Source organism: Bacteroidales bacterium, from assembly GCA_014860585.1.
Lineage (GTDB): Bacteria > Bacteroidota > Bacteroidia > Bacteroidales > 4484-276 > RZYY01.
The window spans coordinates 1-15,774 of sequence record JACZJL010000020.1 but is presented as its reverse complement, the minus strand read 5'-3'; the positions used below and the strand labels follow the sequence as shown (position 1 = coordinate 15,774).

Annotated in this window: 11 protein-coding genes; 1 reads left to right on the top strand and 10 read right to left on the bottom strand. The window is 43.5% G+C overall.

All coding sequences use genetic code 11. From position 1 onward, the window contains the following. The first annotated feature begins 83 nt into the window (after positions 1-83). Positions 84-1,850, top strand: coding sequence for a DEAD/DEAH box helicase (locus tag IH598_02310; GenBank protein ID MBE0637336.1), 1,767 nt, complete (start codon positions 84-86; stop codon positions 1,848-1,850). Between the two features lie 94 nt (positions 1,851-1,944). Here the strand turns inward: IH598_02310 and IH598_02305 are convergent, their stop codons facing one another. The 10 genes from IH598_02305 to dnaB form a co-directional block, all read right to left on the bottom strand. After that, the gene (locus IH598_02305; protein MBE0637335.1) at positions 1,945-2,406 is read right to left on the bottom strand and encodes a hypothetical protein; all 462 of its coding nucleotides are present in this window, start codon (positions 2,404-2,406) and stop codon (positions 1,945-1,947) included. A gap of 163 nt (positions 2,407-2,569) precedes the next feature. Then, on the bottom strand, positions 2,570-3,838 hold the full coding sequence (locus IH598_02300; protein ID MBE0637334.1) for a hypothetical protein: 1,269 nt from the start codon (positions 3,836-3,838) through the stop codon (positions 2,570-2,572). Between the two features lie 147 nt (positions 3,839-3,985). Next, entirely contained in the window at positions 3,986-5,518 is a 1,533-nt protein-coding gene (locus IH598_02295; protein ID MBE0637333.1) for a trypsin-like peptidase domain-containing protein, read from the bottom strand. A 153-nt stretch (positions 5,519-5,671) separates the two neighbouring features. Continuing rightward, the gene (locus tag IH598_02290; protein MBE0637332.1) at positions 5,672-5,827 is read right to left on the bottom strand and encodes a hypothetical protein; all 156 of its coding nucleotides are present in this window, start codon (positions 5,825-5,827) and stop codon (positions 5,672-5,674) included. A 761-nt stretch (positions 5,828-6,588) separates the two neighbouring features. Then, positions 6,589-7,629, bottom strand: coding sequence for a 4Fe-4S binding protein (locus IH598_02285; GenBank protein MBE0637331.1), 1,041 nt, complete (start codon positions 7,627-7,629; stop codon positions 6,589-6,591). 194 nt (positions 7,630-7,823) lie between these two features. Further along, entirely contained in the window at positions 7,824-9,473 is a 1,650-nt protein-coding gene (locus tag IH598_02280; protein ID MBE0637330.1) for an alanine:cation symporter family protein, read from the bottom strand. 7 nt (positions 9,474-9,480) lie between these two features. After that, positions 9,481-10,887, bottom strand: coding sequence for a sodium:alanine symporter family protein (locus tag IH598_02275; GenBank protein ID MBE0637329.1), 1,407 nt, complete (start codon positions 10,885-10,887; stop codon positions 9,481-9,483). Between the two features lie 222 nt (positions 10,888-11,109). Then, positions 11,110-12,483, bottom strand: a complete 1,374-nt coding sequence (locus tag IH598_02270) for a T9SS type A sorting domain-containing protein (protein MBE0637328.1) — start codon at positions 12,481-12,483, stop codon at positions 11,110-11,112. Between the two features lie 109 nt (positions 12,484-12,592). After that, the gene (locus tag IH598_02265; protein MBE0637327.1) at positions 12,593-13,855 is read right to left on the bottom strand and encodes an asparagine synthetase B; all 1,263 of its coding nucleotides are present in this window, start codon (positions 13,853-13,855) and stop codon (positions 12,593-12,595) included. Between the two features lie 175 nt (positions 13,856-14,030). After that, positions 14,031-15,638: a replicative DNA helicase gene (gene dnaB / locus IH598_02260; protein MBE0637326.1), complete on the bottom strand. Its 1,608-nt coding sequence runs from the start codon at positions 15,636-15,638 to the stop codon at positions 14,031-14,033. Between the last annotated feature and the right edge of the window lie 136 nt (positions 15,639-15,774).

The window sequence follows — 15,774 nt, the reverse complement described above, 5'->3', positions numbered from 1 at the left end:
CCCCCTGCCCCTTTCCCCTACAAAAAAAATTCCCACTACAATTAATTACCCTACCTTTGCCGCCTCAATTTTATTCTATTTTTATGCTTAATTTTCAAGAACTTGGACTAAGTCCTGCCCTCCAACAAGCGGTAGCGGCCCTCGGATTTAGTGAACCAATGCCTGTGCAGGCCGAAATTATCCCTCTCTTACTGGAAAATCCCACCGACATCGTTGGCCTTGCACAAACCGGAACCGGCAAAACAGCAGCCTTCGGATTGCCCGTGCTGCAGCTTATTGATACTTCACTCCGCAAAACACAGGCGGTAGTGCTTTGCCCAACCCGCGAGCTGTGCCTTCAGATTGCAAGTGATCTGGGGAAATACGCCGCCTTCATGCCGAAAGTCAAAATCGTGGCCGTATATGGCGGCTCGAGTATCGAAACACAGTTTAAACAGCTGGCCGACACGCCACACATCATCGTTGGCACCCCAGGCCGGATGAACGACATGATCCGCCGCCGCAAGGTGGATCTGAGCGAAGTGATCTGGGCCATCCTTGACGAAGCCGACGAAATGCTCGACATGGGCTTTCAGGAAGATGTGGACACCATCCTTCAGACCATGCCCGAAGACAAGCACACCCTGCTCTTTTCGGCCACTTTACCCGACCAGGTGGAACGCATTCTGGTAAAATACATGCGCAACCCGGTGATCAAAACCATCGGGCAACGCAACAAGGGAACGGCCAACGTACGACACATTTATTATCTGGTTCAGGCCAGAGATCGTTATGTTGCATTGAAACGCGTTGCCGACTTCAACCCGAACATTTATGCCATTGTCTTTTGCCGCACACGCCGCGAAACACAGGAAATCGCCGACTCGCTCATCCGCGACGGATACAACGCCGACTCGCTGCACGGCGACCTCTCGCAGGCACAGCGCGACCACGTGATGAACCGCTTCCGCAGCCGTAACCTGCAGATGCTCGTAGCCACCGACGTGGCTGCCCGCGGCCTAGATGTAACCGACCTCACCCACGTGATCAACTACAACCTCCCCGACGAAGCGGAGATTTACCTCCACCGCAGCGGACGCACCGGCAGAGCCGACAAAACAGGAACCAGCGTCAGCATCATCAACCTGAAGGAAAAAGGAAAAATCCGGCTGATCAGCAAACTCGTTGGACAGGAATTTGCCAAGGCCAAGATCCCAACAGGGGTGCAGGTGTGCGAAAAACAACTCTTCCACATGATTGACAACATGGAAAAAGTGGACCTGAAAAATGAAGAAATTGACTCCTTCCTGCCGGTGATCTACCGCAAGCTCGAATGGATGAACCGCGAGGAGATCATCAAGCGCTTTGTCTCGCTCGAATTTAACCGCTTCCTCGACTATTACCGCGACGCCGAAGACATCAACGTGGACGAAAGCGGAAGCTACAACAAGTGGGATAAGGAAGAAGGCCGCCAGAGCAAACGCGAACGCCGTGCCACCAAAGAACGCCCCGCTGGCAAAGAAGCCGGCTTTACCCGCTTGTTTTTCAGCGTAGGCCGTAAAGACAAAATGACCGTGCCCAAACTGATCGGGCTGGTGAACGAAGTGACCCGCACCCGCGACGTGAAAATAGGCCGCATCGACATCAAAGACAACTTCTCCTTCCTCGAAATCAGCAGCGATTCTGATGAACTGGTCATGTCGGCGTTTGCCAACCAGCGGTTAAACAAAACCGGAGTGCATGTGGAGCCTGCCGAGCCTCCGCGCACCGACAAACCCGATAAAAAAGGGAAGAAAGAAAAAGGGAGCTGGGATAAAGGTGGAAAATCGTTTTTTGATACAAAAAGAAAAGGAAAACCGGGACGAAGGTAAACGTTTTGGACGCAGCCGTAAGTTCTTCAACCTGAAAGGACAGTCTATATTTTACGGCTGCGTCTGAGTCTTATTCGTTGTTGGGCAAAGTTTTTTACCAAGCGTCATTTTCATATGTCCATTGAAATAGGAAGACTAATTGTTCCAATTCGTAAATCGCTTTATGGAGATGGCGATGTTCTTTATCATAGTATCCATCTGGAATTAGATCACCTGCAATTGCTAAGTAAATTCCACGATTTGCAAGAATTTCATGTGCTATGTAGTTCCTATAGTCAACGACACTTTCTAAAAGTTTCAAGAAATCTGGTCGGAGCTTAACTTTTTCAAGTTCTTTTTTTGTCTGACCGAGAGTTTTCCATTCTAAGCTATCTTGAGTGTAGTCAAACTTTTCGACTAATAAATTCTTTAATCCAAGTTCTAATAGTTGAGCAACCCCCATGAACATAGCGTATTCTTCAAAGAAACCAAGTTTCTTGTATTTCTTCAATCCTTTTTCAGTTCCTTTTTTGATCTGTTTTTGATTTAACTCAATATTGTCTTCCTTTTTACTCATGATTAGGTTTTCTAATTTGTGTCAAACGTTTTGGCGCTTGGCGCAGTGGCGGACTTATAAACATTAAACCGTAAGCCTGCACAAAAGCCGAATATAGGCAATGAGCGATACTTAACCATGTCACTCACATTATGCCAAACACCTGTAGAAAGTATGCGCCTCTCTATCCGAATGAAAACAGTACTTCCAATACATCATTACTACTTTTAAATCCTTTTACCATTCCGTCCGAAGAAATTTTTATAGCTGTCCCAAACTCGGAGAGTGTTTTTGTTGCAGCAAGTCTGCCACCTCCAGTGCTGCCAGCCCGTATTTTGATAATTGCACCAACTGCAATTATTTTTCCATTATAATCAATAATTGTAGCGCCATCGATACCTAACAACTCTTTTCTAAGAACACGTTCTAAATTTTGAAAATTTCTACCATTAACCAGTCGTCTTATTGCTTGGCTTTTTACAGATAAACCTTCACTTATCAAATCAGTTTTCTGTACTATTTTTTCTTCGATTAACTTTTTTATTGATGTGGTTCTTATAAATGCTATACAACCTCCTGTCCTAGAAAATGAAACATCCAAGATAGTTTCATAAACAGCTTTACGAGCATCTTCATCTGTATATTTAGAACCACCAGCAATTTTTTTCAGCACTGGTTCGTGATTAAAGTAGTTCCAAATGCTTCTTCTTTTTGAAAAAACCAAATTATTTTTTTGGAAAACAAGTATTTCTCCATTTGTAGTGAGAGTGATACAAATTTTATTGTCCGCAGCGGCTGAATTAGCTATTGAGTTAAATCTTTGAGGAGTAAATGGTTGATTTGCAGGCTCGGTTAACTTTAAATACTCTAATAATGCACCTGTTAATGAAATTTTGATACATGTGTCAACACTATTAGAAAGCAAAGCACAAAAGTCTTCTTGAAATATATTCCTTATGTGAGGATACTCGCTGGAAACAGCTTTGTTATCTTCGAAATCAATTAGGATACTGAATGTAACTTTTCTTCCTTCATATGTTCTTGTTGCCCAAGTGTCAAAACCGTCTAAAACATCGAATAGCAAATTGTAGTTGTCGGGTGAGATGTATTTACAAATGCCGATTTCAACAGCATAAGAAATTATTCTTTGGTTGTATTTATCACCAACCTTACCATAATTCTCAACTATTTCACCAATTATGGAATTTACAATTTTCTTGTCCGGTAATGTAAACGGTTGTGGTCGTGAAATTGAAATTTTAAAATCAGAACCTCTTTCAGGTCTGAGGTGCATTACTTGCCCCCCTTTTTGCAATGTTGCAAGGTCCGACTTCGAAGACGGTTCAACTACTTCTCCAATTGTTGAACCTGTCAAAATTGGACAGATGTATTGTTCAATGATTTGTCTAAATGTTGCTTCAATCATTTCTTCTTGATCAATATGTGTTATCAAATTGCTGCCACTGTTTAAGTGGCGCAGCAGTATGGGATTGCAGGCTGCTTACCTGGCTTCCTAAAGAGAAGCTTAAGTGAGGTAGAATGTTTGAGGTACCATTTAAACCCGTATTGCTGCTATACTTTGTTTTGGGCTGCATTTCTTTCATTCCGTTTCAATTATATAAACAAATCTCTTTACTAATTCTACCTGTTGAGTTAAAGTCATACCTGACAACGAATTTACCGTTTGAAGTTTTGGAGGGCTTTGTAATAAGTCAAGCAAATTTGTTAAATAACTTGCTTTGACAGCATACGAAGCATTTTCTGCTCCAACGTGCTTTGCATTGATTATTCCTATCAAATTTCCTTGACTGTCGAAAAGTGGACCACCACTATTCCCTGGCTGAACTGGTGCTGATATTTGGTAAGATGTAATATCACCTTGAAAACCTGTACGAGAACTGACTATCCCGTTCGTGAGTTTTATCTCATCACCCATCGTTGCTCTTAACGGATAACCTAAAACAAAAATATCTTCGCCAACTCCAGCAAGTCCTGTTTTAACAGTGTAAGGAATTGAGCCAAGTGAAATAAAATCATTGTCATCAATTTGAATTAACGCAAGGTCATTATTTTTGTCAGACACAAGAATTTTTGCATTATATGTTTTGTTGAAATCTGAATGAACACCATGAACTTTGATAGTTTTAGCACCATCAATTACATGATAGTTTGTTACAATTATACCATTTGATGAAATCGCAAAACCAGTTCCTGAAGATAGATTTGATGAATTTGATGTTGAATTATCACTGGCTGATGGATACATTTTAATATACAAATCAGTTTCATTGTTATCACCTATAACTTTCATTAACCCGTTTTCAAATGATACAAAAAATGAATCGTTTTCTTGCTTTCTCGCCGTTATCCATTTTGCTTTATAAAGGAATGGAGTTGCAGTTGGTGTTAATATAGCTTTTATTTCACCTTCATTCCAGTTCCCGGGATTACTTCCGCCCGATAAATAAATAAGGTGGTAGTTGCCTTTCAATTTCTTTAGTGCTAAACGATAATTTCCACTACTGCTTGAATTTGTTTCATAAATTCCTTCAATATTATCTAATCCATTATTCTTAAAGTCTTCAGTTATTTTATTTTCAGTCCAACAGGTTTTCCATTTTTGAAAATCTATTCTTTTATCCGGGTTAAAAACTGGTTTCGCATGTCCATAAATATCTATAAGTATTTTATAGAAATTCTGTGAAGCGTTCATGTTGATTTTTGCAGTTTTATTTGATCCCATTTTCCAAGCATATCCAGTGCCAATACTTGTCCATTCCAAACCAACATTATAGTACGAATAGTCGTAAGTATATGTAACACCAACAAATATGTCATCTCCGAAATGCTTTGGTGGAACATAATACTCATCGAAATACTGAATTTTTTCAAACCCCATATTTTTTAAATACTTTTCTAAAGCATAATATACTTGGTTTTCAATATCATTTGTCGGCTTGTTGCCAATAACGGCATTTTTCACCCCAGCTAACATTGATACGAATGATGGCTTTTCTGTTTGTCGAATGTATTGAACTTCGTCGCAATCATTTAATGAAGTAATGTTTTCCTGACATAGCACTGCGCTTATCAAAAGAAGATTCGTTATCAAGAAAGTTCCAAATTTTTTCATAATTTCATGTCTTCATTGAAGTTGAATTTAATACTAAACAATTTATTCATTGTTTTCAAGGCAAAGGTAGCCAAGAAGTATCGAATAATTCTGACACTTTCTGAGTATTCTACCCATATGCATCGTGTTACCTTTTGCGTTTGTAAATTTGCATCATGCTTTCTTCTCGTATTTGAGTGTTTTGAGCATGTTTTTAAGTTCGCCGCCGGGGCGGTAAACGATCTTTGCTCCTTTGATGGTGGCAGCGGTAACGGCATCGGCGGTTTCCAGAAAGTTCCAATCTGCCGTGGTTTTGTAATGAATGCTCATAAAGAAAATGAATTAGATGGTTAATAATGAATGAACTCACTACTTACAACCCAACGCTTAAAATCTTCATCTCACAAAAATAGAAGTTATTTTTAACCACCAAACTTTTTTTTGAAGTTTATTTCAATGCCTTTCCGGTTTTGTGCCAGTGCGAAAAGCGCTTCGTTTTTGGCAGTGTACGTTTCGGAGAATACATCCCCGGGCGTGAGGAGTCATTTCAACACCAATTGTTGTGTGAAAAGAGATTGTTTTTTATGTCACCGCCGAAGCACTAAGACGCGAATAGCTGGAAATCAAAACTCTGCGGTTCTCTGCGTAAAAACTCTGCGGCTCTCTGCGGTTCAGCTTTCTTTTTACCGCAGCGTATTGCATTCCGTCACGGAGAAAAGTCATTTGTGGATTAGCGTACGGACTTAATGCAAACAATCCTGTATTTGTGGGAGTTAGTTTAGCTTAGCGCCAAAGTTTTATTCTTTGTGTCTTCGGGTCTTTGTGGCCAGAATTAAGTTTGCCACTCACAAAGTGATGCCTGTGGCAGAAGGCTCTAAGTTTCTAAAGTCTTTTGCTTTGCGGTTCTCTGCGTAAAAACTCTGCGGCTCTCTGCGGTTCAGTTTTTTTTTACCGCTGAGATACGCAAAGAAGGCGCAGAGCACCGCAGCGTATCGCATTCCGTCCCGGAGAAAAGTCATTTGTGGATTAGCATACGGACTTAATGCAAACAATCCTGTATGGTGCGGGAGTCAGCATGGCCTGGTCAGCGCTTATTTTTTCCATTGGTCATCAGGAATTGATTTGTATCTTCCCCAGAATGTATAATGGGTCAACGAGGTAAACACAATCAATTTTGCCAACAGTTTGCTCCTTAGCAGTAAATGCTGACCTTTGTAAAATAGCCACAATATTGCAAAGAACACAATGGTAAATAGGGTTAATCTGACAAATCCCGATTGCACACTGATTTTTAAGAGGTTATTAATCAAAATCGTGGTCAGGACCGAACCTGAAATACTTGTTACTGCAAATAGACCATGAGCTGTTTCAATTGCATTTTTCGGGCAAGAATTCATGCATCTCATACAACTTTCACAATGAAATGTCCAGTAAGGCCGGTCGTTTACAGTCTTGATTGCTTTCACAGGGCATTGTTTTATACATAACCCGCAATGATCGCAATCGTTGGAAGCGTAATAGGATTTCGAAAAAACAAATCTGCCGGCAAGATAATAGCCTAATGCAACCGGGGATATCAATATATCCTGAACTAAGTCCCTGTAGGACAGAAAATCAGGTACGCCGGAAAATATTCTCTCTGAGTGTTTCTCAACGCGGTGATAACTCTTTTCATGCAGGAATTTTACTGCATGGCTTGTAAGTGCAGGATGAATTGAAATCCAATTTGAAGGCATATCAAAAGGAATTTGCCCGACAATGCTGTAGCCCTTTGCCTTTAACAATAGTGTAGATAATATAAAGGCAATACCCGTCAGCCCCGGCGTGACAAACCTGCCCAGTTTCATACCGGCTCTTGTATTCATCAGGACAACGTTATTCTTTCCTTTTGGAAAGCGTTGGATGAAGTCGAGGGTTATTTTTGGGAAGTTGAAACCATGAACGGGAGAAATAATGACAATCAATGTTTCAGGATGCAACCTGTCAATTGAAATCCTATCAGTTTTGGCAATGTTGAAAAGCTGGTAGTCAATATGCTGTTTAGCGGCAAATTCACATAGCCATAACGCAATCTGCCTTGCATTCCCTGTGCCTGAAAAACTAAATATGACAACACTTTTGATTTGATTCATGCATGTTAAACATTCATTTCAGCCATTTAGTGCATGCCGGAAAACATCCTAAATTTGATTTTAAGCATTCAATTACCCCACCCGACTTTATCGGGATAAATTCCGTGAGCAAATCGTTGAAGATCTGGTTGAAAGACTTTTAAGACAGCCTCTTTTTTGTTTACAAATGTGGTTGACTTTTGATGAAGGTCGACCTAACGGCCTAACTCTCCACTCTTTAATTTAATCCAGTAATGTTTCAAATCCCGTTTCACCTCCGGAGCAAGGATCAGCAGGCCGATGATGTTGGGGAAGGCCATGCAGAGCACCATCATATCGGAGAAGTCCATCACAGCGTTGAGCGAGGAGGAGGCGCCAATGATGATGGCCAGCAGGAAGATCAGTTGAAAGATGGTATCGGAAACACGGCGGGTTTTGAAGAGTTTCTGGCTGTAACCGCCGAACAGATAGTCGAAGCCTTTTTGCCCGTAGTAAGACCAGGAGATCATGGTAGAAAAAGCAAAGAGCGTAACGGCAATCAGCAGCAGGTAAGGGAACCAGGTGAATACCGATCCGAAGGCGACCGAGGTTAATTCAACGCCGGTAAGTCCCCTGGTGTCTTCGGCAAAACCGGTGAAGATGATCACCAGCGCGGTCATGGTGCAGATGATCACGGTATCTACAAAGGGTTCGAGCAGAGCTACGATCCCTTCGCTCACCGGCTCATTGGTGCGGGCTGCGGCATGTGCGATGGAGGCTGATCCGACGCCGGCTTCATTGGAGAAGGCGCCCCGCTGAAATCCAAAAATCAAAACGCCGATAAATCCACCCCGAACAGCCTCTGCAGAAAAAGCTCCGTTCCAGATGATCGCGAAGGCATGTGGCAGGTTGCTGATGTTCATCCCGATGATGATCAATGAGGTGCCAACATAAAGCAGCGCCATGAAAGGGACTACTTTTGAGGTGACTTTTGCAATACTCTTAATCCCGCCAATAATTACAATTCCAACCAAAACCGCCATCGCCACACCATACCAGAATCCCTGATTTTGCATCGTGGGAAAGAAAGTCTCAAACTGCTTGAATGCCTGATTGGCCTGTAGCATATTACCACCTCCCACCGAACCGCCAATAACAAGTATGGCAAAAGTAACGGCAAGGATATGGCCGAGGATTCCGAGGTTTTTCTTTTTCAACCCATCGCGTAGGTAATACATGGCGCCTCCCGAAACCTCTCCATTTTCGTTGATTTTCCGGTATTTCACACCCAGCGTACATTCAACAAATTTCGACGACATCCCAAGTAAACCTGCAAGGATCATCCAGATTGTAGCGCCGGGACCGCCAATAGCCACAGCAATCGCAACACCGGCAATATTTCCAAGCCCAACCGTTGCTGATAATGCAGTTGTCAATGCCTGGAAATGGGAAACTTCGCCACCATCTCCCGGCTTGTTGTATTTTCCGCGAATCAGTCTGATGGCATGAGCAAAGCCGCGAATATTAATAAAGCGCATAAATACCGTAAAAAATAATCCGCCAAAGATGAGCCACACGACGATCAGTTTCAAAGGGGCTTCAACAAACTGACCGCTTTCGTTCAGCAAAGGATTGCCATACTCATCCCTGACTGTCTTATCATACATTCCGGCTGCCGAAAACGGATCCCAAAAGAGCACCTTGGCCAATGCATCAACAAATGGAGTGAACAACTGATTGATCTGCTGGCTGATGGTTAGTTGCTGGATTTCATGATCAGGGATCGTCTCAACCGGGCGATCGGCTACCTGTGCCTGGGCGCCGGCAACTACAGTTGACAGGGTGAGAATTACGATTGCGATGATGATCAGTGCATTCCGGTACATCAGAGGGTTATTTGCTTTTTTTATGTTCCAGCTTTTTCATGGCTGCAAAATAATTTTTTGTTTCGGACATGACTACCGGAGCTAACAGAATGAGGGCGATCAGGTTAGGGATAGTCATAAAGGTGATGACCATATCTACGAAATGCCAGACCAGGTCCAGACCCCAGATAGATCCAAGGAAGATAAAACCGCCATAGACATAGCGATAAGGCTGAATATATTTTTCACCCAAAAGATAGTTAATGCCCCTTTCGCCGTAGTACGACCAGCTTATGATTGTTGAAAAAGCAAACAACATCAGGCCAACGGAAACAATGTGCTTTCCTACTCCTGTGATTCCAATGTCGTTGAGCCCAATTTCCATTGCTCTTGTGGTCATATTAACTCCTTCGCGATCGCCTTCCCATGTGCCTGTCAGGATAATCATCAGTGCTGTGAGCGAACAAATGATGATAGTATCAACCAGCGGTTCAAGCGAGGCTACCAATCCTTCACGCGCGGGCCACTCTGTTTTTGCAGCAGCGTGGGCAATTGCGGCGGAGCCTTGTCCTGCTTCGTTGGAAAACAACCCGCGACGCACACCCATCAGCATGGTCAGCAGGAATGCAGAGCCAAAAAAGCCACCAGCAGCGCCCTGTCCGGTGAAGGCATCTCTGAAAATGATCATAAACGCTTCAGGGATTCGTTGAAATTCGATACCAATAATCAGCAACGCACTGGCGACGTAAATGATGGCCATAATCGGAACCAACCGGGCTGTAACCTCGGCAATTCTTTTGATACCGCCAACGACTACCAGAAGCGCCAGACCTGTAATTAATAATCCGGAAATCCATTTCTGAATGTTGTAGGTGTCGAGCAGCGCTTCCGACATGGAGTTTGACTGCGCCATGTTCCCGGTGCCAAGCGAGCACAATACCACTGCTACTGCAAAAATCACAGCCATGACTTTTGCATATTTTCCAATAATACTTTTCAAGCCGTGCTCCATGTAATACATCGGCCCGCCTGACACCGAGCCGTCGGAATTGAATTTACGGTATTTGTGAGCCAACGTGCATTCAGTGTATTTTAAAATCATCCCTAAAAAACCGGTAACCCACATCCAGAACACAGCACCCGGCCCACCCCAGCCGATAGCCAGAGCAACTCCAACAATGTTACCTGTTCCTACTGTTGCTGACAAGGCAGTGGTTAACGCTTTAAAATGGTTTACATCCCCGGCATCTCCTGCATGATCGTACTTTCCCCGGACGATGTTTATGGAATGGAAGAGTTTTGTTACGTTGATAAACCGGAGTTTAAAAATGAAGTAAAGTCCGGTAGGAATCAACATCAGCAGCACTGCAAAACCGCCGACATATTCGTTGTAGAATTTAATGCCTGATTCGATTACTTGTAGAAAGTTGTTCATCCTGAGCCATTTTAATTATACAGTTTGTTTACAGGAAAAATAATCAACAAAAATGCACAAACTTTTAAAACGGACGGAAAAATCGTCGAGATTTAGAATGTTTCTTAGGTGAGCCTTTCCAAAAATGAGTTTTATGAAATTCAGAAGACCAGAAATCCATCGCGTGGCTTAAAAGCAGTTACATCGGTGAATTCACTATAAACACAACCCTGAAATTACTTATTAATGGATTACCACCTTCTTGATTTCGATGGTGTTTTGGTCGGATAGTTTGAGGAAAAAGACGCCGCTGTGGAGATTTTGAAGGTTAAATTCGTAGGAAGAGCCATTGAGTTTTTTGCCTGGGGTAAATGAATCGAGGATGCTTCCTTTGGAATCGAGCAGCTCGATGAACAAATTACCTGGCCAATGGCTCATGGCCAGGTTGAAATGACCATCGGAAGGATTAGGGTAAACACCACTCACCACCTTTTCCTGATTATTCACCGAAGTAGGGAGTAAGGTGACAGCATTTACCGCTGATAAACCCTGAATTTCAAATTGATTGGTATTTGGCAGCGACTGGTCAAAATCAACAATCAGTTCAAACTCCTCATCCAACAGGTAGCTGTAAAGCTTGAAAAGGAACATTTCACCCACAGCAAAACCATCCTTTTCAACGGTAGTTTCGTCATTTGAAAAAGCCATGACAGCTGTTCCTGCTCCTATATCTGTGATTTCGGTTTGACCGGCGCAAAGTCCCTCGGGAGTAAAAACACCGATGATGTCGCCAGGCTCGATACCGGAGTTGACTAATACTCCGGCAGGAAACGCTATTGGATGGGACAAAGCAGTAAAGTGCAGATCGTTCCAGGGTGATTTGTTTGTGGGTTGTGTCGGATGCTGAGGAATAATTCGCCCTTTGGTGCATGAGGGGTAAGTGATAGTGGCGCTGTTGTTCATGGCCACCCAGTAGGCCTTCCCCGGGGCTACATCAGAGAGGGTTGAAATTCCATATTCAGGCCAGTAAACCCCAACACCTGCAACTTCTTTGGCAATCTCCAGGCCGTTTACTCCGGAAAATAAATCCGAAACAGGAGTGCCACAAGAAACCAAAACAGGCATTAGGTTCCAGCCCATTTGTAAATCAAGAGTCGGATCTGAAAGTTTGGTTCCGGTCATCGAAATATCGAAGTCATTCGAGGCTTTAATCTGATAGCCGGTTTCTATATTCCAGTTGCCGATGGTATTTACATTTCCTGTTGGGTAATAAAATTGCGTCATCGAAGCGAGGATGATAAAGTCATCTTCATATGGAGCAAATATGCTTTCCACGCCCTTATTCACCGGGTCAACATAAAGGGAAACACCGCTCCAGCCAGCCGGAATACTAAGCAACTGAGTAATGTAGAAATTGTAAGGTTGTTGAAAACCCTGGGTTAATATCATTTCGGCGCCAATAAAAGTTTCGGTCACCGGTTCGCCAACTGTCCAGCTCAACGAAACATTATCATTTTCGAAATAACCTCCAGCCGAAGCGATGACTTGCTGTGCGTTTGTATTCATCGATGCGAACATGATAACAAAAGCAATAAAAAGTGCGAATGGCTTTTTCATGATGTGAGAGTTTTAATGGTGTAAAAGTACAAATTTTTTTACAAACAAATTCTTTTACAGAATAGAAAACTTTAGTAAAAAATCATGAGCAAGTCATATCCCCGACTTTTTAGGTTTTTCTCTTCTTTTGCTTTGCAGCCGGGAAAAGTACATTGTTGAGGATAAGCCGGTATCCCGGGGAGTTGGGAAAAAGATTGAGGTCGGTAGCAGGATCGCCGACTAAATGACGGTAATCTTCAGGATCATGGCCCCCAAAGAAAGTAAAGGTTCCATTCCCATATTCACCATGAATGTAGCGGGCTTCGTTGGCAGCTTTGTACTCACCCATGATGAGCACCTGGGGTTTGATAAAGTCCTTATTGAAGGCTGTTGTTTGTCCCATAAACCCTTTGATTACCTGCATATGATTCTGGCAGAGCATGGTAGGTACGGGGTCCCATTTTGCAGAGAAATCAAAAAGGGTAAAAAAGTCGTTCTTTTCGTTAATGGTGCGAGGTCGGCTTTCGGTAACGTCAAGATCGGAGATTTCGTAAATGTTTGGGTTTGTGATCAGGCTGAAATTCGTGAATGCCAGTGTATTGTCGTAATTCAGTTTTTTCTGTGCGCCGGGGTCAATCGGATCTCCATCGAACATCACATCCACGATGTCCACACCATCAGCAGCAAGGGCAACATCAAAGCTGTCAGGGGCCGAGCACATCGAAAACATGTAGCCTCCTCCGGCCACAAAGTCTCGGATTTTTTTAGCAACAGCGAGTTTCATGTCCGACACTTTGTCAAATCCCAGCATTCGGGCTGTTTCTTCGTTAATACGCACTTCTTCCTGGTACCAGGCTGCATTGCGAAATGACCTCCAGAATTTTCCATACTGCCCCGTGAAATCCTCATGATGCAGGTGCAGCCAGTCGTACAGGGGCAAAACACCTTCCATTACCTCTATATCATAAATCACATCGTAAGGAATCTCAGCATAGGTGAGTGCCAAAGTAACGGCATCATCCCAGGGGAGTTTATTTTTCGGACTGTAGACGGCAACTTTGGGGGCCTTGTGCAATTTGATCTCATCCATGTTAACCTCGGGGTCAGAGATTTCACGAATAATCTGAGCTGCCTGAACATCAGCAATAATCTCGAAACTTACGCCACGAATTTTCATTTCATTTTCCACTTGCTCATAAAACCTGCACATAAAACTACCCCCGCGATAATTGAGCAGCCAGCTTAGTTCAACTTCACGCTCCAGCGTCCAAAATGCAATTCCGTAAGCTTTAAGATGGTTCTTTTGTGTAGCGTCCATCGGAATGAGCAGGTAGGCTGCATGGCTGAATAAAATGAAAAACGAAAATATTAGCGTGAAAATTAATTTCTTCATGGATACACGGTCAATTGCAATGTTCCAGAGTATAATGTTCTGAAAGTGTAAATATTGTTTTGAAGAACGTTAAATTTGACAGAATGTTCAAGGGGAAATTATAGTTTGCACACCAACCCGGTTTGTTGAAAAATGATCAGGTGAGATTGGGGGCAAGCGTTAATGGGAAGTTTTTTTAAAACGGTGCAGTTTTCGACATTCCATCTTCAGCCAGTTCATCGTCATCATTTTCAGTGAAGAAATCTCTTTCCACGGGCTCATGTTCTACTTCATCATTCATCTTCGAAGGTCGGATAACGGCATTGCTTTCGTAGTTTTCGTTTGGATAGATTCGCTCTCCTGTCGGGTGATAGGCAATATCTTCGTAGTCGGTAAATTGCGCAAACTGTGCATTAAAACGCAGATTGATATCAGCGAGTGCGCCGTTACGATGCTTGGCAATGATGATCTGTGCCACACCGGCTGACGGACTGCCATCCTCCAATTGATCGAACTTATAATACTCAGGCCGGTAAATGAAGAGTACCATATCGGCATCCTGCTCAATGGCGCCGGATTCACGCAGGTCGGAGAGGATGGGCTTCTTTGACCCTGTTCTGGTTTCTACCGAGCGGTTCAACTGCGAAAGTGCGATGATCGGGATGTCAAGCTCCTTGGCTAAGCTTTTCAGGGAGCGGGAAATATTGCTGATCTCCTGCTCACGGTTGCCTTTGTCCACACTTCCCTGCATCAGTTGGATGTAGTCGATGATGATTAACTGAATTCCATATTGCTGCTTCATCCGCCGTGCTTTTGCCCTCAGTTCAAAGATGGTGAGAGCGGGGGTGTCGTCAATATACAAAGGAGCTACCATCAGGTTGTTAAGCCTTGAGTTGAGTTGCTGCCACTCGTGTTCCTGTAACTCGCCCTTTTTCAGTTTGTCTGCCGAAAGGCGGGTTTCGCTGGCAATTAAACGCGTAACCAGTTGAATGGAGGCCATTTCGAGTGAAAAAAAGGCAACGGGACGGTTGAGGTCAACGGAGATGTTTCTGGCCATCGACAGGACAAAAGCTGTTTTACCCATACCCGGACGTGCTGCGAGGACAACCAGGTCGGAGTTTTGCCACCCGGCAGTAATGCGGTCCAACGCCGAAAAGCCGGAGGGTACACCACGATAACTTCCGTCGGAGTTGCGCGCGTTTTCGATATATTTTACTGCTTCGCTCACCAACGTCTGCATATCGGCGTGGTCGCGGCGAAGGTTGTTTTCGCTTACTGCAAAAAGCTTTTGTTCCGCTTTATCCAACAGATCAAAAACATCCATGGTTTCCTCAAAAGCATCCTTTGTAATTTCTGAAGCGATTTCGATAAGCCGGCGCTGGATATATTTCTGAACCACAATGCGCGCGTGGTATTCGATGTTTGCTGCTGATGCCACCCGTCTTGTAAGCTGGGCAATGTAAAATGCGCCGCCTACCATTTCCAGATCACCTTTACTTTTCAGTTCATGGGTCACGGTGAGCATGTCAATGGGCTTTTGACGGGCAAACAGATCCTGGATAGCAGCATAAATCTTTTTGTGTGCTTCAAGGTAAAAAACATCAGGTTTCAGAAAATCCACCACCGCCGAAAGTGCATTTTGCTCGAGCAGCAAACCGCCAAGCACAGCCTCTTCGAGGTCAAGTGCCTGTGGGGGGACTTTGCCATATTCAAAAAAGCTTGTTGCATGAGTTCTGATCCCTGCTGATCTCGCTTCAGCAGAAGGTTTTGCAGTTTTTTCAGTTATAGTTTTTTCGTTTTCCATCATTGGCCAAAAGTACTAACTAACACTAAAGTAGATACGATTTTGGGAGGATTTTTTTATTAACAACAGAGCGCAAAGGGCAAAGTGCAAGGGGCATAGGGCAAGGGGCATAGGGCAAGGGGCAAAGGGCATGGGG